This is a genomic window from Shewanella halotolerans, assembly GCF_019457535.1.
Lineage (GTDB): Bacteria > Pseudomonadota > Gammaproteobacteria > Enterobacterales > Shewanellaceae > Shewanella > Shewanella halotolerans.
On sequence record NZ_CP080417.1, the window covers coordinates 975,246 to 996,868 of the forward strand.

A 21,623-nucleotide genomic window follows, 5' to 3' on the forward strand; every position below is an offset into this window, starting at 1 on the left:
TTTATTCAATTCAGTAGACACGCATGGTGTTGATTGATCTAATTGATTTCGCCAAAAAACTACCAGATCCAACACCATGCGTGATGTCCATATCTTACACGATTTACTCAAAAAGCAATGCCCGCAAATACATCAAAAACGGCTTAATTCTCTGATGGTTGCTACAGAAGCGTTACTTGATGGCAATCAGTTGTCACTCACTCAGCTTGGTCGCAATATCTCTGGTGCGGTGGCGCCAAAGCACAACATCAAACGGATAGACAGGCTACTCGGCAACCCGCATCTACACTCTGATAAATTCGCTATTTATCAATGGCATGCCAAGTTACTCTGTGTTGCTAATCCCATGCCGGTAATCCTCATTGATTGGTCTGATGTCCGTGAACAATTGCGGATGATGACATTGCGAGCCTCTGTCAGTGTGCAAGGGCGCTCGGTTACCCTGTATGAGCGTACTTTCAAGCTTGCCGACTACAATGCTCCACGCAGTCATAACGCCTTCTTGGCGGAGTTGGCACAGGTGCTGCCGTCCCATGTGTGTCCACTGATTGTCACCGATGCGGGTTACCGCAATACCTGGTTTCGGGAGGTGGAACGATATGGTTGGTTTTGGCTTGGCCGTGTCCGTGGGGATGTCGGCTTTCTCCAGGCCAATCATGCCCAATGGCAGTCGAATAAGTCGCTTTATCCCTCCGCCACGGCGAAAGCCCGGCATATTGGTTACGTAAAACTGGGACGAAAATCGCCTATGCGCTGTCATTTACATCTGTACAAGGCTGCGCCGAAATATCGAGCCGACAAGCGGTCATCCAAAGCAGGACGCAATCATACGGCACAACAAAGTTACCGTCTTGGCAGTAAAGAGCCTTGGTTACTGGCAACCAACTTGCCTACGGAGGCGTTCTCGTCAACGCAGGTGGTCAAACTTTATGCCAGACGGATGCAGATAGAAGAAACCTTTCGCGACCTCAAAAGTCCCCAATACGGCATGGGACTCAGACAAAGCCGCAGTCGTTGTCCACGCCGTTATGATGTGTTGTTGCTGATAGCTTTGTTGGCAGAAATCCTGCTTTGGTGCATCGGTCTGGCAGCCAGGCATCTGGGATGGCAGCGGAGGTTTCAAGCCAATACGATACGTGACAGAAACGTGCTATCTGTGCTCCGGCTCGGCAAAGAAGTGAGACGACGTCCGGAATACTCAATCAAAGAATCGCATTTTCGCTGGGCTTGGGGTGAATTTCTTAAACTGGTTAACACCTCTGGGAGGCCCGAATTATGAGGGGATCCTCCAGCACTAGGGTTTATAAATGGTTTCGGGCACCGAAAGGTGCCTGATTTCTTGATTGATTTTGGGACTGATTTTGGGACTGATTTTACTGCTCAACCTGCATCCAATCGACTTCGACGCCTGCTTGGTCAAACATATCCTGGCTGACCTTAATCTTATCGCCCCAGCGGGAGAGGAAGTCGTCGCTGGGTTGTGGGCTGTGGACTACCTTTAGCCCAGTCTGGATGATCTTGGCGGCGCAGTTGGGGCAAGGAAAGTGGGTCACCCAGATCTCGCAGCTGCTGAGATCCCGCTTGGCGTAGAGAATGGCGTTCTCTTCGGCGTGCAGTGTCTTGAGCAGCTTCATCTCGCGGTTGTCTGTCTCGGCGCTGTCGGAGATCCCGCGCGGGTAGCCGTTGAATCCCAGTGAGACAATGCGGTTGTTTTCAGTGATCACGGCGCCCACTTGGGTGGAGGGATCTTTACTCCAAGAGGCTACCAGTTCGGCCATTTGTAAAAAACGTATCGCCCATTTGCTCATCATCTACTTAGGGTTCCTATTCTATATGGCTGAATATATTGACTTAACCAGAAACAATTCTCTGTCGAGAACAATGATAAATCAAGCCGCGCTCAACACAAAGCAAAGTCTGGCGGATTGAGTGTTCTTGCGCTAATTCATCACTACTCACAGCTCAAATCTAACTCATTAAAGCTAACTCATTAACGCTGGCTCAATAAAAACCATGGGGATGGCATTGGCTATTTTCCAAGGCCCTGGCCGGTCAATCTCTACTCGCGATTATCTGAGGAATGGTTTCAATCTCGGGTTCAAATTCTGGCTCGAGTGTCGATGTGATAGTGGTTCTTACGCTTTCGACATGATAACTGCGTTTGGCGTCGAACCGAATCAGAGGAAGCCCCGCGGTGCGACAGGCATCTTCCACTAGTTGGTCGCGCGCAATGGTCTTGGCCTGCTTGTGACTCTTGTCGTCGAGTTCGATGGCGGCGATAACGTCCAGGGTCTGCTTGTCGCACAACACAAAGTCAAAGTGTTTGGCGGAGATCTTGTTGAAAGCATTTTGCCAGTGTTGGCGCGTCATCCCCTTTTCTGGAGTGATCACATCGGCAATGCGTACCTTGCCAAGGATACGGTATTGCTCGCCAACGGCGTTATCTAACACCCCCAGAAACGATCGTTCGGCGGGGGTAAACAGGGCCTTATGTTTACGATATTGGTAGTGGCGACTGCTGGTGCTACTGCCTAGTCGCGACAGCAGGGTCAAAATGATGATAAAGCCAAAGGCCATTGCGAATAAAAGGTTGAGGTTCATCGAACATCCATCTCTTGAGGTTGGCGTCATTGCCGGGTTGATTTGTTTGCACAATAAGCCTTGTCCCTCGCTTTTTCAACTCGCACTCTTTTCAGTTGCAGCTTTGCCAACTTAGCTTGAATCCCAATCGAAACCAGACTAGCTTGGGGTATTGCAATGGATGGTCGGTTTTTTAAGCTGGCTGAGTGCGGATCCTGGATGCAGGATGACAAAGGGAGTGCCAAATGATGTTGAAAAATATGTGGGTACAGCGCAAGTCTAGAACGGATAAAGCGGAGCCGAGAGCCTGGGTGAGCAACCTGATGAGTGCCTTGTTGGTCACCTTTTCCAGTATCCTAGCCGGAGCCCTGGTCAGTGGCTGTAACAGTGATGATGAGGAGGCGCTAAACCCCATCGACACGGCCAAGATGCAGCAGACGGTGGCTGAGCTGGCCGAGGATATGTTGGTGCCGGGCGCCGTGGTGATACTGCATACCCCCAAGGGTAACTTTGAATATACCTTTGGGGTGAGCCAGTATGGCGGCAGTGAGCCAACCCGTTTCGATCAGCACCTCCGGGTTGGCTCCAATACCAAGACCTGGGTCGGCACTATCATCTTGCAGATGGTGCAGGAGGGTAAGCTCCAGTTAGATGACCCCGTGGCCATGCACTGGACTGGCGTGCCGAGCGGTGAGCAGATCACCATAGCTCAGCTGCTGTCGATGGAGAGCGGCCTGCATAACTACACCACCACATTGGCGCTGAATCAGATCTTAGATCAGGATCCCAACAAGGCGTGGACCCAAGCTGAGCTGCTTAAGCTGAGTTTCGACTCTCCGCTGGATTTTACGCCGGGCACAGACTTTGGCTATTCCAACGCTAATACGGTATTGCTTGGCCTGATCGCCCAGAAACTCGATGACAGCACCTTACCTGAGATCATGCTGCGCCGCCTGTTTGCTCCCCTAGGCATGACACAAACCCTGTTTCCTGAGATCACCGATAACGTGCTGCCCGAGCCCTACGCCCACGGCTATATGTATGGCACCAATGTGTTGACCATGGACGGGGCGCTGCCTGAGGCGATGCAGCAGGAGGCGCGCGATGGGGTGATAATGCCGGGGGAGCAGACCGAGGCTAATCCTTCCTGGGGCTGGGCGGCCGGTGCGGGGATCTCTACCGCCAGGGAGCTGCTGGTCTGGGTCGAGGCCTTGGTTGGCGGCAAACTGTTAAATGAGGAGATGCAGAAACTGCGTCTGGCCAGCGTTAAGCCTATCGATCCCGATAATCCCAACACCGCTTACTATGGCCTGGGCATAGCCAAGTTTGGCCAGCTCTATGGCCATACCGGCGAGCTGCCGGGTTATAACTCTTTCATGGGTCATGACCCAGAAAACAAGGTGACCCTGGTGGTCTGGACCAACATGGCACCTAGCGTGGATGGCCGCGACCCGGCCACCACGATTGCGGCGGCGCTCATCAAGCAACTCTACCGGCCGGTTAACTCATCTAACTAGGGGACAAAAATGTCACTGATTCAGTCGCTGGCGCTCTTGGTGCAGGTCTCGGCGTTTTCCGGTGTGCAGAGTTTGATGGGGGTAAAGACTATCTGCTCGAAGGCCTGGTCGCTGACGATCTTATGCAGGGTGAATATCGCCTGGCGACCCATCTCGTAGGGGCTCTGGCCTATGTTGGTATGGGCGAGATGGTCTTGTAGCATGGCCAGCTGAGGTGGCGCCGCATCTGAAATAATCACGACTATCTCTTTGTTATTCAGCTTGATTTTATAGGGCGCTATCATCTTACGATACAGGGCCTCATCGTTTTGCGGCCAGCCACCCACGGCGATAAAGGAGTCGGCCTTGATGGGCTTGCCTTTCATGACTGACTCCATCTGCTTCACCGCCTGACTGAGCTGATCGAAGTTGGAGAAGGGCTCTCTGATCTCTGTCCAGCCATTATCGTTTTGCAGTCGCTTGCCCGGTGGGTTTTCATAGGTTTTGCCAGACAGGGCGCTACGAATGCCCATGATCCTCAGGTTGAGGTTGGGGGAGTCGGGGCGGCCGGTTTGGATGATCAGGGTGCCGCCATTGGGCCTGAGTTTTTTGAGTTGCTCACCCAGTGCCAGGCCAAAGGCAAAGTTGTCTGTACCTATGTAGGCGCGTCTTAGATCTTGATGTTCGGCCAGGGTTGGGGCGTCGAAATCTGAGTCATAGGTGATCACCGGAATGCCGGCGGCCTTGGCTTTGGTGAGACTGTTCTCGGCGAGAAACTTAGACTGGGTGATGGCTACGGCAATGCCGTTTATGCCTTGGTCGATAAGCTGCTCGATCACCTTATCTTGCAGTCTCACGCTGGAGATCTCTGGCCCCAGATAGATACACTCGACATCCTTGAGCTGTCTTGCGGCGGCTTCGCAGCCGAGCTTACTCTGGTCGAAAAAGGCGCCGTAAAATTTTGGCACTACGGCGAATCTCAGGGTTTTAGCACTGACATCGGCGCTGAGCGTAGTGGTGGCCAGCAATGTCAGCGAGATGAGGGTGATGAGTAACCGAGTCACGATAACCTCTCGAATCCATTTCCTAATAACTAGGTTAGTCGTAGCTAAGGTATTAGCAACTAACGTCTTGATAAGCATAGCCATATCAAGCCAGGTCAAATTTTACATTTTGATAACCAAATGTAGCAAAGTGATACGGCTAAAGATATGTGTTGGATCAAGAATTTTCGGTGATAAATGCGTGTAAAACTAAGCGGGCTAAAGGTTTCGGCGCCTCTATCAGAGCAGAGGCGCCGAAACCTATGTCCTCGAAAGCAGAGGTGCCGAAACTAGAGTCGCCACAACTTGCTAGGCTAGCTTGAATTTACTCACCATGGCGCTGAGCTGTTGATTGGCGGCCGACAGGCTCTGGGTGCTTTCCAGTGTCTGCTGGCCATTTTGCAGCAGGGTCTGGGCCATCGCCTCTATGGTGTGCATGTTTTGGCTGATCTCGGCCGTTACCACACTCTGCTGCTCTGAGGCGCTGGCGATCTGGCCGCCCAGGTCGTTGATCTCGGCGATGGAGTTGGTGACGGCGCCCAGATTTGAGGTGACGCGGGCGGTATTTTGGGTGACCTGCTGGCAGCTGTTTTGGGTTTCCAGCATCAGCTGCTCTGCGGTGTCGGCGTCGCGCCTCAGGGTGGAGAGGATCTGCTCTATCTGTGTGGTGCAGGACTGGGTGCGTGAGGCGAGTGAGCGCACCTCATCGGCCACCACGGCAAAGCCGCGTCCCTGCTCGCCGGCCCGGGCCGCCTCGATGGCGGCATTAAGTGCCAGCAGGTTGGTCTGATCGGCGATCTCCTTGATCACCCCCAATACCGAGATGATCTGATTGGTGTTCTCGCTCATGGTGTGAATGCTCTGGCTGGCCGAGTTCATCTCGTTCGCCAGTGCCTGGACGCTGCCGGCGGCATCCGAGACGGTGAGGGTCGAGGTCTTGGCCTCTTCGTTGGCCTGATGCGTGCTGGCGGCCATCTTGCCCGCGCTCTGGGCCACGGCGTCTGCCGAGGCATTCATCTGGTTGATGGCGGTGACCACAAGCTCTGTCTCGCTGCTGTGTTTACTCAGCGCCTGACGATTGTTTTCCGAGTGGCTGTCGAGTTGGCCTATCCCCTGGGTGATCTTCTGTGAGGCGTGGGAGATCTCAAGCATCATCGCCTGTAGGTAGCCGATGAAGCTGTTAACCGAGTGGCCGATGGCCGCCAGTTCATCCTTGCTGGTGATGGCCAGCCTGGAGGTGAGGTCGGCGTCGCCGGTGGAGAGAGTATCGATGCGGTTTTTCAGCATCACCATGTCGGCGATGATCTTGTTGAGCAGGAATACGCAAAACGCCAGGGCGATGATGATAAGCAGGCTGGCAATGGCGATGCTGCGGTAAATTTTCTGTTTGAATATCGCCTCAGTGCCGGCGGTGAGCCCCTGCTCGATGGCGCTGATGTTGGACTCATAGGTGCCGGTGCCTATCACCCAGCCCCACTCGGGGAGGATCTTTCTGACATAGGCGATCTGCGTCTCTTGGCTGTGGGTCTTAGGGTCGGTGACAGGTAAGGCGACGAAGGCTTCCGCTTGGTTGCCGAGCGCCTGTTTCGCCTTGGCGGCGTTTGGCGTGACTTGCCCTATTTGAGATGACTGCGAGTGGGCCAATATCTTGCCGCTACTGTCCTGTATCCAGAAGTGGCCGTCTTCGCCAAACTTGGCGGCCAGCACGGTCTGCAGCGCGCTGTTGAGTTTGTCTTGTTTCAATGTGCTGACATATTCCCCGGTGGCGATCACCAGATTGAGCGGCTCGAAGTAGAAGGAGGCCGAGAGTTTCTCTTCCACTTGACCGGTCGAAGGATTGGAGAAGAAGTAGCTGGTAAATCCAATAGGATTGGCCCTAGCGGCGGCGACTATATCCCGGGCATAGTAGTTACCCTTCTCGTCCAGGGCGTCGCGGCTGTTACCCATGGAGACGCCGCCCATGCCGGACGCCTCATTCTCCAGGGTGTCGGCATTGTAGGCAAACAGATAGCGGCCGTTACCCCATTGATACTCATTGAGGAAGGTGTAGACCATCATGGCGGCATCGTCGGTGAGGTTGTTCTCGTACATGCGATTAATGACATCGCGGAACACCTTTATCTCATCCCCCAGCGCCTGCTTGATATTGGCTTCTCGGGACTGTTGGTAGAAGTCGTTGACGGAGCGGCTTAGGGTGTCGACTTGGCCGATGAGGTTCTGTTTGATGAGGGCTTCAACCTGTTGGTTGATGTTGCTCTGTTCCTGCTTAAGGACCTCTTGCGCGATGATATAGGTGTTGATGATAAACAAGCCTGATACCGCGACAAGTAAAGCACCTACTAATATGATTAGTTTAGCTTTTATTGTTATTTTCATAAGAACCAGCCTAAGACAATTTTGACTAGACATAAGAAAAATCTAATGGATATTAAGTGGCAAAATTAACCCAAAGGCAATCTGGCGTTTACAGAAGCGTGATGTGGATGCAACTTGTTTGGCGCAAATGAGAGTTGATTAACAGATATGGCCAAGAGGTGAGCCAGGTGGCATTTAAGCTGAATCTAACTGATTGGCTAGATTAGCAAATATGGCTAGACCTATAGTGCTGAAGAGGGAAGAGAAGACGTGAAAAAGGGAAGCCTGGGCTTCCCTTTAGTGTCGCGGCTTTATCTAAGCTTGTCGCTTTATTTATAGAAAGCTTCGATGGTGCCTTTGACTGTCATCATCAGCGGTTGGCCGTGACGGTCTAGGGCTTTAGGGCTAGGGATCTTCACCCAGCCTTCACTGATGCAATACTCTTCTACGTTGAAGCGCTCTTTGCCGTTAACGAGAATGCCGATGTCGTGCTCGAAGTAGTCGGCCACATGGTGTGGGCTACGTGGATTGACAGATAGGCGATCGGGCAATGCAGGTAGTGATTTAGTGTCAGTCATAGTGGTTATCTTCAATCAAAAAAGTTGTGCGCTATTGTAGGCAATAGTGCTGGTGGGCTCAAGAAATAACAGGTGGTAGGCGAAACCGGGAGGAGTAGGGTTGAGCGTTTGCCTTGAGTTTTTGTGTCTGGGCTGGAAAAATGGCCTGCTTGTTTACTATCGCCGCCCCATACCTTGAGGATTTTGTCGCCATGAATGAAGCGATCGTCATCGCCTTACCTTCGCTGATCCACCGTATCGGCCGGGAGCGGGTGACTCAGGCGCAGACCCTGGCGGGGAAATTTGGCTGCAGCCTGAAGCGGGTGCGGCGCTCGCGCAACTGGCAACTGACTGGCGGCGCGGTGGATGTGCAATCCTTTACCCTGGCGCTTAAGCAGTGTCAGCCGGCGATGGCGCCCTATCTGATCGCCAAGCTCGAGGCGGGTCTGTTGCTGCATGCCGATAAGTTAGAACCCTTGCCAGTCAAGTTAGTGCGCCTGATCCACGAGACCCCGGGCATCACCTTAGGGGAGCTGATGGAGCAGACCAAGTGCACCATTATCGAGGCGCGCCAGGCCAGGTTTGATGCCGATAGCTAAACCAAGTTTTTAATTTAGAAACAAGGGGGATGGCCGATTTGGCTATCCCCCTTGTGGTTATGGGTCAGACTAAAAGGCGCTAGGCGCTCAGTCTGCGCCAGGCGCTGCCCATCAGGGTGAAGATGAAGGTGAACAGCTTGTAGGTGAGCCAACAGAAAAAGATAAAGCCACCGATCATCAGTACCCAGACAATCACCTCTACCGTGGTCGAAGGTTTCTTCTTGGCCTTGTCTGAAGTCTTTTCTGTTTTCTCATCTGCCTGTTCGTTGGCGGCGGTTTGACTGCTTTGCTCAGGCTCCGCGACCTTAGTGCTCGCCTTGCCGTCATCTGCGCTGCTGGTGTCGGCTGTAACCGCCTTGCCATCGATCGATTGCAGGATGACGCCGAATTGGTTCTGGTTGTGGTCCAGCCTGACCTTGAGATTACGGGTCTTATAGCCCTTCTCGCTGACCTCTAGCTGGTAGTCTCCGGCGGCCAGTGGCATGCCAAACTCATATTTGGGCCCAATGTTCATCACCCTGACCTTTGCCGTGGTCGGCTGGGTCACTATCTCCAGCGGGAAGCTCTTACGGCCCTTCTCCCAGAAGGTGAGGGTCGCAATGTTGCGGCGCTTGGCCTGAACATAGACTTTGCGGGTGATGGCCTGCTTCTTCTTGTCCTTAGGGCTGGCCTTGAGCCAATAGGTGCCGGGTGCCAGATAGGCGCGGCGGCTGATCGCTATCCCGCTGCCATTGGCCTGACGCGACAGGGTTGCCTTGTCGAGATCTGGGTTGCTGCCCAGGTCCAGCAGGCCTGCATTCTTATTGGCGCTCACCAGTTGATATTGGTTAGCCTCCACCTGTGCGATCAGGTGTGACAGCCCCGGCAGCTGCGCCAGCTCGCCGGCGAAGGCCTCGAAGATGCCATCTTCAATCTTGTCTTTGATCTTCTGTTTCAGATCGGCGTGAGCGACTTCGGGGGCGAGGATCAGTAACAGCGCCGCACAGCAAGGTAAAATCCATTTATTCATCTGAACCTCCGATGATCTGCAGCAGTCCTGCGGCCAGCTCTGGGGCGGCATCGCCCAGTAGGTCGATGATCATCAATACTGTATCGGTATCACCGTGATTGACGATATAGTCGCGGATCATGGCATCGACCATCGCTTTGTTTTGCTTGTAAAGCTCCTCACCGCTGCTCTTGATCAGCTCATCGAGCGCCTCGCCTCTGAGGGCATCTTCGAGTTTCTGGGCTAGCTGGTTCGAAGTCTCCGTCTGGCGTTTGACCTCAAATGCGGTCTGATTATTAAACTCGATCGTATGATCGTTAATCTGCGCCTCCTTGATGCCCATCATCTGGGCAAACAGGGAGCTGATGTTGGAGAGGGCGACCACGTCGAAGATATTTTTTTCGATCTCCGCTTTTTCCGGCATCTTCTGTTTGCTGGGTCGGCTAACGTTACAGATGTTGGCATCTGGGAAGCATTTATATTCTCCCTTGGCCGCCTCGACGCCGTCTATCACAAGACGCCATTCGAAGACTAGGCCAAAGACCAGCCAGAGAATATTACCGCCGGGATATTGAGTATCTCCCATGGTGATCGTCTTATGCCTGAGTTCGCCAGTCCATACGCCGGATGAGCGTTTACCGTTTTGTTCGTTCAGCGACTGCATGTAACTGAACTCCAGGCTGACTTCAGGTTGTTTAAGCCCTATGTCGCTATGTGGAGTGAACTGCACCAGCTCGTCGCCAAGGAATCGTTTCTTGCCCTGGTTCAGCACGCTGGCGAGCTGTTTTTCGATGATTCTGCCGGCAACCTGGGGCTCGGGGTAGGTGAAACGCAGGTGTTCCGGCGTCTTGAGCAGCTGAGCCTCGAAGGCATCGGGCTCGGCCTTCTGCTCGGCGCGCGCCTTGCGATTGGCGTAGTAACGTTGCATGAAATACTGCGGGTCTAAGCCACTCCAGCCGCCGACGAGCAAATTAATGTCTATGTCGCTAACCGGTTTGCTGCAGCTCGTGTGTGTGGCTTTAACGCTGATCTGTGAATGACCCGTCTTGATCACCTTATGCAGCATGTCGAGGAATTCGGCGTTGAGTCCTCGCTCGGCCCAGCCCTTGCGGTACATCTCGAGTTTCAGGCGCCCACGCTGATCGATAGACTGCATGGCGACATCCGCCTTCTTGATAAAGCCGGTGCAGTGCGCTCGTCTGAGGGGATTGCTGCGCGCCCAGGTTAAGAAGTCGCGGTAGCCGGCCTTGGTGTCTGTGCTGACGGCCTCCTGCCAGCGCTTATCGGTATGGCGGTGGCGAGACAGATAAGCGGTGAGCCAGACGAGCAGCAGCAAGGTGCCTAAGAATTTGCTCACTCCCTGAAAGCGCGGCGCGTAGGGGAACTGCTGGCTGAGGGATTTCTCTGTGGCTTTGCTCATGGGGAAGCTGGTCTGATAATCCAGCGACAGCAGCACAGGCTTGGCCAGTGCCTTGATGGGCAGCAGGCGGTTCTCTTCCCAGGCGAACACGGTTTGTACCTTGCTCTTGTAGGTAAATGTCTTGTCTGTGTAGATCTGATATTTTACCGAGCCGAAGGCGATTACCACAAACCAGGCTGCGGCGCCTATCATCAGGTAGCGGGCGAGTCGTCTTAGCTTGAGTCGCCAAATCGAGTCGGGTTTAGACTTGCTTAGCTTGCGAATAAACATCCATGCCACAAAACAGCCAAGAATGATCAGTTTTATCATTATCTCTTCCGTGTCCGAGCTGAGGTGTCATGGCGCGAGTTGGACTGAGTGATAGATTCGATGCGCCACGAACAGGGGTTACTTTTGTTAAAAACTATACCTATAGCCGCGGCGAAAAGAAACCTAAGTATTAGCCTAAGTGTGTGATTAATCACAGAAGATTAACATTGCTGTCATTAAGGTCTCGGTTTGGTGGCCTGTATTGCCGAACGAATAAAAGGGTGATGCAAAGAGGCAGTGAGGAAGGAAATGATGAAGCTTCTGAGGATGGTTTTAGAGATAGGAATAGGGCGGTTTAGAAGATTATCTGCCCGTCACATCCTGACTCAGCGTCTTTCGCTGAAACGGCAAAGGCAAAGCAGATTTTCTCTTGGCGTTAAGAGCGCTGCTAAGATCAGTTTGAAGAGCCTAGCCCAAAGCGAAATTGGACAGCACAGGCCGAGTGTTTTAGCTTGAAGCCTATATACTTTGCGCCTTAGGGCAGGTCGGTCGATTGGCTCGACTTAAACTAGGAGTGAAACCAGCTGAAAGCATTCGGTGAAGAGGGAACGGACTATGTGTGGTCGACTCAATGTGATTAGCGATCCCCTGTGCGACTGGGTGTCGGGTCAGCTGGGGATAAAGTTTCATAGCGAGACCAATAACGACCTCAGGCCCACCCAGCAACTTGGGACCATAGCGCTGGATGGCGGCGCACTGCGGCAGGTGGATGCCAGCTGGGGGATAAAGCCTGAATGGGCTAAGCGGCTGCTGATCAATGCCCAGGCCGAGACGGTGAGGCAGAAACGCACCTTCGCCCAGGCCTTTGCCCAGCATAGGGCTGTGGTGCCCTGTAGCGGTTGGTATGAGTGGCTGCAGGCGGGCGGTGCCAAGCAGAAGTATCTGTTTCAAGGCCGTGACGGACAGCCGATCCTGATGGCGGGGATCCTCTATCCTCAGATTGATGGCAGCCATGCCCTGGTGACCCTTACCACCAAGCCGATAGCCAGCTGCGCGCCCTATCATCATCGCATGCCGCTGCTTATTGAGCCCCAGGCGCTGGATTTCTGGTTTCACTCACAGCCCCATGAGCTGGACGCGCTGCTGACTGCGCCCGAGACTCTTTTATCGATCCAAGCCTGCTAGGGGCCACATCTGCTGGCGTCGACCAGAGGCTAGTTTTCATGGTCTAGATGAAGCTGCAACCAGAGTTCTAAGAGTGTCACCTGCCACAGACGTGAGCCGAAGCGAGTGAGTTGTTGCTCAGGGCTAGCGAGCATGGCGTCGATATAGTCCATATTGAAGATCCCCCTTGCTCTGGCCTGTGGACGGGCAAAGACCTCTTTAGCGAGAGCCAGGTAAGGCCCCTGCATGTTACGCAGCCCTGGCACAGGAAAGTAGCCCTTGGGTCTGTCTATCACCTGATGGGGGATGATGCGTCTGGCGACCTGTTTGAGTAGGTATTTGCCTCCCTCCTTGAGTTTGAGATCGAAGGGGATGCGACTGGCCAGTTCGACCAGCTCATGGTCTAAGAAGGGAACTCTGGCTTCGAGTCCGAAGGCCATGGTCATGTTATCGACCCGCTTAACCGGGTCGTCGACTAACATCACCCGAGTATCCAACATCAGGGCCTTGTCGATGGCAGTTTCGGCCGGGCAATGGGCGAAGTAGCGCCGTACGTAATCGCCTGCATGATCGCCATCGAGAAGTGGCTGGGCGACCAGCTGCTGGTATTCTGGATATTGCCAGGAGAAGTAGGCGTCTTGATAGGTTTGTGCCTCATCTTCCGCGGTGGCGTCGACCATTGGAGGATACCAGTGATAACCGCCAAAGACCTCATCGGCCCCTTGACCACTCTGAACTACCTTGACGTGTTGACTAACGGTTTTAGAGAGCAGATAGAAGCCGATGACATCGTGAGACACCATGGGCTCAGACATCGCCATCACGCAGTCGGGCAGATGAGAGATAAGCTCACTATGACTGACCACTATCTTTTGATGTCGAGTCTGGTAATGCTCGGCGATCAGATCTGAGTATTTGAATTCATTACCTTGCTCATCTGCGACATCATCAAAGCCGATAGAGAAGGTATGGATCTCTTTTTGCCCCAGCTCGTGCAACAAGCCCACGATCAATGATGAATCTAAGCCGCCGGAGAGGAGCACTCCAACAGGTACGTCGGCTTCTAAACGGCGCTTGGCGCTGTCAAACAGCTTTTGTTCCAGTTGTTGAGACCAGGTTTCCTCTGTCTCTTGTTCTAGGCTGGATCCCGGTGAGAGGTACCAGTAGGGGCGGCGGTCTATCTGGCCGTCGGCGCTAACCATCATCCAATGTGCCGCCTCGAGTTTATGGATCTGCTTAAACAAGGTTTTGTCGCCGACGATGGCGCGAAAACAGAGATAGTGGTTGAGAGACTGGGGGTCTATCTCTGTATCGGCGACCGGATGACGCAAGAGGGCGGGTAAACTGGAGGCAAATACCAAACTGTGGCCATCATTGAAGTAGTAGAGAGGCTTGATGCCCAACCTGTCTCTGGCAACAAAGAGTCGTCCTGTATCACGCTCATGAATGGCAAAGGCAAACATGCCATTGAATTTTTCGACACATTGGCGACCCCAATGGGCATAGGCCTTGAGTATTACCTCGCTGTCGCTGTGGGAGAAAAAGTGGTAGCCCAACTCAGACAGTTCGGCCCGTAATGCGCGGTAGTTGTAGATACAGCCGTTGAATACCAGGGTAAGCCCGAGTTCGGCGTCGACCATAGGCTGGGCGCCATGTTCACTCAGGTCGATGATTTTTAAACGTCTATGGCCCAGACAGCATGGTCCTAGGCTATAGAGGCCCTGTCCGTCTGGTCCCCTTGGCGCCAGTTTATCCAGCATGGCGGCGACCTGGTCGACCTTGGCGCTAGTGGTAAAAGAGAGTTCTCCGGCAATCCCGCACATAGTCACTCCTACTAACTCGAATTTAATATCAGTTATAACTATTTACCTTAGTAAAACTCACTGGCTTCTCAAGTGAAATCAATGAAAAAGAGGCGAAACATTTTATTGTCTTACCGAGGGGAAATTGGCGGGGGCAATATGAGCAGAGGCTGCTACACTTTTAAACAAGTTGAAAATTTGTTCACTCAACAATTAATGAAGGACTTATGAAAATAGCTATCCTGACAACTAATCAGGTCGACGATGACAACAGATTGGTTGAAGTAGCTCGCGCCAAGGGACATGACGCCTTTCTGCTCGATCTGCGCCAAATTAGTATTGAGTTGCTCCCCAGTAATCCAGAAATTTACTATCAAAATGAAGTTATTACGAATAAGTTTGATATTGTGATCCCCAGATTAAATGTTTCCTATACCGATTTCGGTATCAATATCTTGCAACAATTTATCTGTGCCGGGATCTATGTCAGCGAATCGCCAGAGGCCCTGCGCCTGGGTCGGGACAAGCTTAAGTGTTTGCAATATCTCTTGAGTAAGGACTTGCCATTTCCGGCGACTGCCATTGCCTATACCCCAGAATATTTAGAGACGCTGGTCGGCCATCTAAAGTTGCCGCTGGTGGTGAAGTTGATCGAGAGCACCGAGGGTACTGGAGTATTTTTAGCTAAAACTAAAAAGGAGGTCGATAACCTATGTAAGACCTTCTCTCTGGCAGGGGTTAGCTATCAAATACAGGAGTTTATAGCCGAGGCTGCTGGGCAAGATATTCGTGCGTTTGTGGTGGGGGATAGGGTGGTTGCCGCGATGCAGAGGGAGTCCCAGGACGATGATTTTAGAGCCAATGTCTCTCTCGGTGCTCACTCGGCCGCCGTGCAGTTGACACCAGAAGAGGAGCAGGTGGTGTTAAGGGCGACCCAAAGCATAGGCGTCAATATTGCTGGCGTCGACTTTGTGCGTTCTTCTCGTGGGCCTCTGCTGCTGGAGATCAATGTCTCCCCCGACTTTACCGGTAAACAGGGCCTGGAAACCGTGACTAACTGTAATATTGCCGCCGCCATCATCGACTATACCCTGAGTGAGGCCAAGGGCTTCTATCGACATCGGAGGTTAATGGCTAGCCGGGTGCGGCGGGAGGAAGATCTGCTATGTGCCGATGGCTAGCCTATTCGGGGCGCCCCATTTTTTTGGATACCTTAGTGACACAGCCGAGTCACTCGCTAGTGGCGCAGAGTCTAAACAGTGAGTTGAACATTAGCCCTGCGGGCGTATTGCTCAGCACCAATGGCGATGGTTTTGGGATCGGCTGGTATAACCGACGTGCCGAGCCAGGCGTGTTTCGCGATGATAAACCCGCCTGGCATGATGAGAATCTGAAAAATCTTTGCCATCAGGTGGAGTCGCATATTTTCTTTGCCCACATTCGGGCCACTACCACTGGCGATGTGCAGCGCACTAACTGTCACCCGTTTCAATTTAAAAACTGGCTGTTTCAGCACAATGGTCATGTCAGCGATTTCGAGAAGATCCGCCGAGAACTCCAGCTGGATATCGCACCCGAGTTGTACCCCTATCTTAGGGGAACTACAGACAGCGAGACCTTTTTCATGTTGGCTCTCACCTATGGTTTGCAAGAAAACCCTAAGTTGGCGCTGCAAAAAATGGTCGAGCGAGTGCTGCAGGCCCTGGAGCGAGTTAATCCTAAGGGAGTGTTGAATCTATCTTGTGCACTCTCCGATGGTGACAGGCTCTATACCCTAAGGTTTTCCTATAATGAGGAGGCGATGACCCAGTTTTACTCGTCGGATACCGAGTGCATCCAAGATTTTGATGATCAATTTGAGCTGATGCCACAGGGAAGTATTGTTGTGGTTTCGGAACCTTTGGATAAGGCCAGTGATAAGTGGAAACCTATCCCAGCCAACACCTTTGCGACCATAGAAGCGAATCAGGTGACTAGCGAAACCTTCATATGATGGGTCAGATGTCGCTCTATCCTCTGTGTGCCCAGCGGCCAGAGGCCTAGAGAAAGGCTTCCGCAGTTCCCTTGAGATAGCCAATTGATCTGAATCAATGCCACTTCTTTCATAAGTGGTCAGTATATTAGGCAGTTTTGATATGTAGTTACAGGAGGCTGGGGTGACAGAGGAAAAGGAGGCGGATGCTAAGCTGATTCGGTTGCTAAAGATCTGTATCGTCATCGGGCTCTGCCTGATTTTGCTGGGGATCTATCTGCATAACTTTAGTGAAACTATGGAAGCCATGGGAGTGACCGGGATTATCATCAGCGCCGTCTGTGTGGCCTTCGGCATGGTGCTCTCCTTGCCGACCAAGATGTATCTCACCTTTATCCTGGTTAGGCGCGAAGCCGAAAATCGGGACAATTAAGCCTGCCAATTTGTCCTTACCTTCACCTTAACGTTATCTTGCTCAAGGTCATCTCGGCTAATTGTTCGATTCTTATATATAGTTAGCAAAAGCTTAATTTAATAGTTAGTTTTTAGTACAAGGTTAAGGTTTTGAAAGGCAAGGTAATTTATACTATGCCGAAAATGGGCCACTTAGCTGGCCATCTTGATTAATCTGGATGAGTAAAACATATCGCCGTTATGGATAGAGATGCCCCTCAGGAAGCCAAGCTGACCTACGCTAAATATAAGAAGAGCATGCTCTATTCGCTGCTACTCCTGCTATTCCTGTCTGCCGTACTGGCAATTGTCTATCTGATGACTAGCAGCAATATCTCCCGCGAACGAGAGATGCGCCAATATGCCGAGCTTGGAAACATGCAGGCGAGCCTGCTGGCCGAGCTTAATATCGTCGGTACTGACCTGGCTTATTATGCTCACAGCGAACTGGCCGTCTCGACCCTGGAGGAGAAAGATCCTAAGGCCAAGCGCTATCTCACCTCGCTGATGTTCCAAATTGGTAATCTCTATAAACATTACGATCAGCTCCGCCTGCTCGATGATAAAGGCGATGAGGTGATTCGTATCGACCAGCAGCGAGATAACAGCCTTCACCTGGTGCCGGACCAGGCCTTACAGAATAAGGCGGACCGTTACTATTTCCGTGAGCTTACCGGGCTAAAACCCGAAGAGATCTACGCCTCGCCGTTCGATCTCAATGTGGAGCACGGTGAGGTGGAGCAGCCCCTCAAGCCCACCATACGTTTTGCCACGCCCATCTACAGCAAGGCGGGGGATTTTATCGGCGCCGGTGTGATCAACTATAAGGGTAACGATCTTTTGCAGATCATTGACGATCTGAATGTGCATGAAGGTGACAAGGTTTACCTGCTGAACGGCAAAGGTTTCTATCTCAAGGGAGAGCAGGCCGACAAGGAGTGGCGTTTCATGTTCCCCGAACGTGAGCAGCTGGGCTTTGACAGTGACTACCCTACAGCCTGGCGTCGCATGCAGCAGTCGGAGCTGGGCAAGGTGGTGACCGACGATGGCGAGTACTATTTCAGCCGCTTCAAGTTGGCGCCCCATTCACTGTTTAACATAGTGGATAAGGAGAGCGCCTATCTGGTGATGTTCGTGCCCGAGAGTACGATTGAGGCCGCTCAGCAGAATCTCAACAAAAGCGCCATTTTTGCATTTTTGTTGGTGTCACCCATGTTTATCTTCCTGGCCTATAAATTGGCTGGCGCTCAGGTTGAGCAGCAACGCCTGTTTAGTCAGCTTACCTTCGATGCCCGCCACGATGCCCTGACTGGTCTGTATAACCGCAGCGCCATCATAGAGTATCTGGGTAAGAGCATCAGCCGCAGCCGACGCCAAAAGGCACAGCTGGCGGTGAGCTTCATCGACGTGAACGATCTGAAGAAGACCAATGATCTGCACGGTCATGAGGCGGGGGACGATCTACTCAAGGGCGTGGCTAGCGTGATCAACATGTCGATCCGTGACGGTGACTTTGCCGCCCGCATCGGTGGCGATGAGTTTCTTATCGTCTTCGTGGACTGCGACGGCAGCTGCGCCAACGAGATCATGGAGCGGATCCAGGCCGCCTATGGCGTCATGGGGCTTGGCAAGACGGGTAAGGAGTGGAGCCTGAGCTTCGGCTGCACTCAGCTGCTGCACGAGACCGATGATGTGGACAGTATCATAGAGCGGGCCGACAGCCTGATGTATGAACACAAGACGGGGCAGAAGAACCAGCTGCTGCCTTAATCCGCTCTCCCTAACGATTTCTCTAACTTGCTCTATTCTCTATTTTGATCTCTTGGGTGGCGCAGCTTCTTCGCCGCCCTGGTGGTTAATTCGGCTCATTTGGCCTTTTTCGGCAATTAACCCAAGACTAATGGGGCAAAAACACCGATAATTCCCCTCAATTGTCTCATTTTCAAATAAAGCATGCTGGCCCACGGGTACAGGCGCGCAGTGGAAACCACCCCATGGAAATCAAAGTTAATTTTCTCGATAACCTAAGACTCGAAGCCAAGTTCGACGATTTTACCGTCACCGCCGATCAGCCGATCCGCTACAAGGGTGATGGCTCGGCGCCTAGCCCCTTTGATTATTTCCTGGCGTCGTCGGCCTTGTGTGCGGCCTATTTCGTAAAGGTCTACTGTAAGGCGCGCGATATCTCGACCGACAACATTCGTCTGTCTCAGAACAATATCGTCGATCCGGAAGATCGCTATAACCAGATCTTCCAGATCCAGGTCGAGCTGCCCGACGATATCTCAGACAAAGATCGCGAGGGGATCCTGCGCTCCATCGACCGTTGTACTGTGAAGAAGGTGGTACAGACAGGCCCAGAATTTAAGATTGAGACGGTAGAAAACCTGGACGCCGATGCCAACGCCATGTTGATGGGTCAGCCAGGTGGCGACAGCAGCACCTATATTCTGGGTAAAGATCTGCCGCTTGAGCAGACCATCGCCAACATGACGGAGATCCTGGCCGGACTCGGGATGAAGATAGAGATCTCCTCCTGGCGTAACATAGTGCCCAACGTCTGGTCGCTGCATATTCGTGATGCGGCCTCGCCCATGTGCTTCACCAATGGTAAAGGCGCGAGCAAGGAGAGCGCCCTCTGTTCGGCGCTGGGCGAGTTTATCGAGCGTCTGAACTGCAACTTCTTCTACAACGATCAGTTCTTCGGCCTGGATATCGCAAATAGCGAGTTTGTGCACTACCCCAACGAGAAGTGGTTCGCCCTCACCGATGATGACTCGCTGCCTGAAGGCATGCTGGATGACTACAGCCTGGAGATCTATAACCCGGATGGCGAGCTGTGTGGCTCGCACCTGATCGATACCAACTCGGGCAATATCGAGCGTGGCATCTGCACCATTCCTTACAAGCGTCGCTCGGACGGTGAGACCGTCTATTTCCCATCGAATCTGATTGAGAACCTGTTCCTCAGTAACGGCATGAGTGCGGGCAACAACCTGCAGGAGGCCGAGGTACAGTGTTTGTCGGAGATCTTCGAGCGCGCGGTGAAGCGTCAGATTATCGAGCAGGAGATAGTGCTACCCGACGTGCCTATGGCCGTGCTGGAGAAGTACCCTAGCATTCTTGCCGGTATCAAGGGACTCGAGGAGCAAGGCTTCCCTGTAGTAGTGAGAGATGCCTCCCTGGGCGGTCAATTCCCCGTGATGTGTGTGACCCTGATGAACCCTAAGACAGGCGGCGTGTTCGCCTCTTTCGGTGCGCACCCAAGCTTCGAGGTGGCGCTGGAGCGCAGCCTGACCGAGCTTTTGCAGGGCCGCAGCTTCGAGGGTCTTAACGATGTGCCTAAGCCGACCTTTAACAGCATGGCGGTGAGCGAGCCGGAGAACTTCGTCGAGCACTTTATCGACTCGACCGGGGTGATCTCCTGGCGCTTCTTCAGCAACAAGGCGGACTATGAGTTCTGCGAGTGGGACTTCTCTGGCACCAACGAGGAGGAGGCCAAGGGGCTGTTCGGCATCCTGGAAAGCCTGGGCAAGGAGGTCTATGTCGCCGAGTTTGAAGAGCTTGGCGCATCTGCCTGTCGCATCCTGGTGCCTGACTACTCTGAGGTTTATCCGGTGGACGACCTCATCTGGGACAACACCAACAAGGCGCTGGACTATCGTGAAGATATCCTCAACCTGCACAGACTGAGCGACGATGAGCTTGCCGATCTGGTCAATCGTCTGGAAGAGAGCCAACTGGATAACTACACGGATATCCGTACCCTGATCGGTATCGTCTTCGACGAAAACACCGTCTGGGGACAGCTAACCATTATCGAGCTGAAGATCCTCATCTATCTGGCGTTGGGCGCCCACGAAGAGGCGCTGGAGCTGGTGGAAGACTTTTTGCAGTTCAACGACAACACGGTGCAGCGTGGCCTCTTCTACCAGGCGATGAGCGCGGTGCTCGAGGTGACTCTGGATGAGGAGCTCGAGCTTGAGGACTTTATCGGTAACTTTACCCGCATGTTTGGTGAAGAGGTGATGGCTCAGGTGGTTGGTTCGGTGAACGGCGAGGTGCGCTTCTCAGGCCTTACCGAGACCAGCATGGCACTGGAAGGGATAGAGCCACATCTGCGTCTCATCGAGAGCTACAAGAAGTTGCATCAGGCTCGTAAAATTAAAGCCGGACTTTAATCTTTAGTACTGTGCGTTACAGATAGCGAGTTAAAAAAGCGAGCCTTGGTGCTCGCTTTTTTGTGCTTGCTGTTTGGTGCTCGCTTTTGGGTGCTTGCTGTTTGGTGCTCGCTTTTGGGTGTCGGTTAGCCGAGTGGTTAGCCGTTAGCCTTGGCGCAGGCGGCTGCCTTTTGCTGCTGCACCTCTGGGCTCTTGTCTTGCATCGCCTTGAGGATCAACTCGTTACAGCGTTTCTGCGCTCTTTGCTGCTCGCTGCGCAAGCTTGGCTCGCCTATGTGGGCGATCATCGGCTTATAGCTGAGGGAGGCGTTACAGTACATGGTCGACAGGCGTCTGCCGTGCGGATTGAGATCGTCACGCCTGGAGAGCTGCTGACATAGACTGGTAAACATGCGCTTGGCCTTGCGGGTGCAGTAGGCATATTGGGTGACGTCTTGTTTGATGTCGGCGCAGACGCTCTGATCCCGGATTCGCCACAGCTGATGTTGAAAGCCGATGGCCGTGTCTTCATACACCAGACGCTGGCTGACAAGGCGGGTGTTGGCGGCATCTTCATAGCTGGCGACAATGTTGCTGCTGACCATTTCCAGATAGGCGGCAAACAGCTGGGAGATAGGGTCCATGACTCGTCCTTAAGTGGTTAACCTTAGCCATTTCCTTGCTAAGGGCTTTTGTGATCAGATACTTGGCCTATGAATTAGGCGGCGACATTTTAAGCGATTTAGCGCCTCAGGGCTAGTGATTAGCCACAGGATTAAGCATTT

The 21,623-nt window shown here is 52.9% G+C and carries 18 protein-coding genes; 9 read left to right on the forward strand and 9 right to left on the reverse strand.

Annotated elements, in window-relative coordinates; all coding sequences use genetic code 11:
• The first annotated feature begins 76 nt into the window (after nt 1-76).
• Nucleotides 77-1,279 carry an IS4 family transposase gene (locus tag K0H81_RS04330; RefSeq protein WP_220058389.1) on the forward strand — a complete coding sequence of 401 codons (1,203 nt, stop codon included), beginning with the start codon at nt 77-79 and terminating at the stop codon, nt 1,277-1,279.
• Nucleotides 1,280-1,373: 94 nt separating this feature from the next.
• Here the strand turns inward: K0H81_RS04330 and K0H81_RS04335 are convergent, their stop codons facing one another.
• Both K0H81_RS04335 and K0H81_RS04340 read right to left on the reverse strand, forming a co-directional pair.
• Nucleotides 1,374-1,811, reverse strand: a complete 438-nt coding sequence (locus K0H81_RS04335; RefSeq protein ID WP_220043222.1) for a dCMP deaminase family protein — start codon at nt 1,809-1,811, stop codon at nt 1,374-1,376.
• Between the two features lie 241 nt (nt 1,812-2,052).
• Nucleotides 2,053-2,601 (reverse strand): DUF2726 domain-containing protein, encoded by a 549-nt coding sequence (locus tag K0H81_RS04340; RefSeq protein ID WP_220060026.1) that lies wholly within the window; start codon nt 2,599-2,601, stop codon nt 2,053-2,055.
• A 224-nt stretch (nt 2,602-2,825) separates the two neighbouring features.
• Here K0H81_RS04340 and K0H81_RS04345 point away from each other — a divergent pair, with 224 nt between their 5' ends.
• Nucleotides 2,826-4,097 carry a serine hydrolase domain-containing protein gene (locus K0H81_RS04345; RefSeq protein WP_220060027.1) on the forward strand — a complete coding sequence of 424 codons (1,272 nt, stop codon included), beginning with the start codon at nt 2,826-2,828 and terminating at the stop codon, nt 4,095-4,097.
• Nucleotides 4,098-4,117: 20 nt separating this feature from the next.
• Here the strand turns inward: K0H81_RS04345 and K0H81_RS04350 are convergent, their stop codons facing one another.
• The 3 genes from K0H81_RS04350 to K0H81_RS04360 form a co-directional block, all read right to left on the reverse strand.
• A complete protein-coding gene (locus K0H81_RS04350) occupies nt 4,118-5,140 on the reverse strand; it encodes a substrate-binding domain-containing protein (protein WP_258406382.1) in 1,023 nt (340 codons plus the stop codon).
• Between the two features lie 288 nt (nt 5,141-5,428).
• Nucleotides 5,429-7,495 carry a methyl-accepting chemotaxis protein gene (locus K0H81_RS04355; RefSeq protein WP_220060029.1) on the reverse strand — a complete coding sequence of 689 codons (2,067 nt, stop codon included), beginning with the start codon at nt 7,493-7,495 and terminating at the stop codon, nt 5,429-5,431.
• Between the two features lie 308 nt (nt 7,496-7,803).
• Nucleotides 7,804-8,052, reverse strand: a complete 249-nt coding sequence (locus K0H81_RS04360; protein ID WP_011866839.1) for a DUF3297 family protein — start codon at nt 8,050-8,052, stop codon at nt 7,804-7,806.
• A 191-nt stretch (nt 8,053-8,243) separates the two neighbouring features.
• Between K0H81_RS04360 and K0H81_RS04365 the strand changes: the two genes are divergently transcribed.
• On the forward strand, nt 8,244-8,630 hold the full coding sequence (locus K0H81_RS04365; protein ID WP_220060030.1) for a ribosome recycling factor family protein: 387 nt from the start codon (nt 8,244-8,246) through the stop codon (nt 8,628-8,630).
• A gap of 79 nt (nt 8,631-8,709) precedes the next feature.
• Here the strand turns inward: K0H81_RS04365 and K0H81_RS04370 are convergent, their stop codons facing one another.
• Nucleotides 8,710-9,639: a hypothetical protein gene (locus tag K0H81_RS04370; protein ID WP_220060031.1), complete on the reverse strand. Its 930-nt coding sequence runs from the start codon at nt 9,637-9,639 to the stop codon at nt 8,710-8,712.
• Nucleotides 9,632-11,347 (reverse strand): hypothetical protein, encoded by a 1,716-nt coding sequence (locus K0H81_RS04375; protein WP_220060032.1) that lies wholly within the window; start codon nt 11,345-11,347, stop codon nt 9,632-9,634. Before K0H81_RS04375 ends, K0H81_RS04370 begins: the two co-directional genes overlap by 8 nt.
• A gap of 555 nt (nt 11,348-11,902) precedes the next feature.
• Between K0H81_RS04375 and K0H81_RS04380 the strand changes: the two genes are divergently transcribed.
• On the forward strand, nt 11,903-12,472 hold the full coding sequence (locus K0H81_RS04380) for an SOS response-associated peptidase (protein WP_220060033.1): 570 nt from the start codon (nt 11,903-11,905) through the stop codon (nt 12,470-12,472).
• Between the two features lie 29 nt (nt 12,473-12,501).
• On the opposite strand, the gene K0H81_RS04385 is transcribed toward K0H81_RS04380, so the two are convergent.
• Complete coding sequence (locus tag K0H81_RS04385; protein ID WP_220060034.1) at nt 12,502-14,274, reverse strand: N-acetylglutaminylglutamine amidotransferase; 1,773 nt, start codon at nt 14,272-14,274, stop codon at nt 12,502-12,504.
• 206 nt (nt 14,275-14,480) lie between these two features.
• On the opposite strand from K0H81_RS04385, the gene K0H81_RS04390 reads away from it, so the two are divergent.
• The 5 genes from K0H81_RS04390 to K0H81_RS04410 all read left to right on the forward strand — a co-directional run bounded on the left by K0H81_RS04390 (nt 14,481) and on the right by K0H81_RS04410 (nt 20,859).
• Nucleotides 14,481-15,434: an ATP-grasp domain-containing protein gene (locus K0H81_RS04390; RefSeq protein ID WP_220060035.1), complete on the forward strand. Its 954-nt coding sequence runs from the start codon at nt 14,481-14,483 to the stop codon at nt 15,432-15,434.
• Entirely contained in the window at nt 15,419-16,246 is an 828-nt protein-coding gene (locus K0H81_RS04395) for a class II glutamine amidotransferase (RefSeq protein ID WP_220060036.1), read from the forward strand. The genes K0H81_RS04390 and K0H81_RS04395 overlap by 16 nt, the downstream gene beginning before the upstream one ends.
• Before the next feature lie 163 nt (nt 16,247-16,409).
• Nucleotides 16,410-16,658 carry a hypothetical protein gene (locus tag K0H81_RS04400; RefSeq protein ID WP_220060037.1) on the forward strand — a complete coding sequence of 83 codons (249 nt, stop codon included), beginning with the start codon at nt 16,410-16,412 and terminating at the stop codon, nt 16,656-16,658.
• A gap of 221 nt (nt 16,659-16,879) precedes the next feature.
• On the forward strand, nt 16,880-18,448 hold the full coding sequence (locus K0H81_RS04405) for a sensor domain-containing diguanylate cyclase (protein WP_220060038.1): 1,569 nt from the start codon (nt 16,880-16,882) through the stop codon (nt 18,446-18,448).
• A 224-nt stretch (nt 18,449-18,672) separates the two neighbouring features.
• Entirely contained in the window at nt 18,673-20,859 is a 2,187-nt protein-coding gene (locus tag K0H81_RS04410) for an OsmC domain/YcaO domain-containing protein (protein ID WP_220060039.1), read from the forward strand.
• 137 nt (nt 20,860-20,996) lie between these two features.
• On the opposite strand, the gene K0H81_RS04415 is transcribed toward K0H81_RS04410, so the two are convergent.
• Nucleotides 20,997-21,482, reverse strand: coding sequence for a hypothetical protein (locus K0H81_RS04415; RefSeq protein WP_220060040.1), 486 nt, complete (start codon nt 21,480-21,482; stop codon nt 20,997-20,999).
• Between the last annotated feature and the right edge of the window lie 141 nt (nt 21,483-21,623).

Excerpts from the sequence above, each read along its gene's own strand:
- K0H81_RS04330 (WP_220058389.1), top strand. The coding sequence starts at position 77 with ATGCGTGATGTCCATATCTTACACGATTTACTCAAAAAGCAATGCCCG.
- K0H81_RS04335 (WP_220043222.1), bottom strand. The coding sequence starts at position 1,811 with ATGATGAGCAAATGGGCGATACGTTTTTTACAAATGGCCGAACTGGTA.
- K0H81_RS04340 (WP_220060026.1), bottom strand. The coding sequence starts at position 2,601 with ATGAACCTCAACCTTTTATTCGCAATGGCCTTTGGCTTTATCATCATT.
- K0H81_RS04345 (WP_220060027.1), top strand. The coding sequence starts at position 2,826 with ATGATGTTGAAAAATATGTGGGTACAGCGCAAGTCTAGAACGGATAAA.
- K0H81_RS04355 (WP_220060029.1), bottom strand. The coding sequence starts at position 7,495 with ATGAAAATAACAATAAAAGCTAAACTAATCATATTAGTAGGTGCTTTA.
- K0H81_RS04360 (WP_011866839.1), bottom strand. The coding sequence starts at position 8,052 with ATGACTGACACTAAATCACTACCTGCATTGCCCGATCGCCTATCTGTC.
- K0H81_RS04365 (WP_220060030.1), top strand. The coding sequence starts at position 8,244 with ATGAATGAAGCGATCGTCATCGCCTTACCTTCGCTGATCCACCGTATC.
- K0H81_RS04370 (WP_220060031.1), bottom strand. The coding sequence starts at position 9,639 with ATGAATAAATGGATTTTACCTTGCTGTGCGGCGCTGTTACTGATCCTC.
- K0H81_RS04375 (WP_220060032.1), bottom strand. The coding sequence starts at position 11,347 with ATGATAAAACTGATCATTCTTGGCTGTTTTGTGGCATGGATGTTTATT.
- K0H81_RS04380 (WP_220060033.1), top strand. The coding sequence starts at position 11,903 with ATGTGTGGTCGACTCAATGTGATTAGCGATCCCCTGTGCGACTGGGTG.
- K0H81_RS04385 (WP_220060034.1), bottom strand. The coding sequence starts at position 14,274 with ATGTGCGGGATTGCCGGAGAACTCTCTTTTACCACTAGCGCCAAGGTC.
- K0H81_RS04390 (WP_220060035.1), top strand. The coding sequence starts at position 14,481 with ATGAAAATAGCTATCCTGACAACTAATCAGGTCGACGATGACAACAGA.
- K0H81_RS04395 (WP_220060036.1), top strand. The coding sequence starts at position 15,419 with ATGTGCCGATGGCTAGCCTATTCGGGGCGCCCCATTTTTTTGGATACC.
- K0H81_RS04405 (WP_220060038.1), top strand. The coding sequence starts at position 16,880 with ATGGATAGAGATGCCCCTCAGGAAGCCAAGCTGACCTACGCTAAATAT.
- K0H81_RS04410 (WP_220060039.1), top strand. The coding sequence starts at position 18,673 with ATGGAAATCAAAGTTAATTTTCTCGATAACCTAAGACTCGAAGCCAAG.
- K0H81_RS04415 (WP_220060040.1), bottom strand. The coding sequence starts at position 21,482 with ATGGACCCTATCTCCCAGCTGTTTGCCGCCTATCTGGAAATGGTCAGC.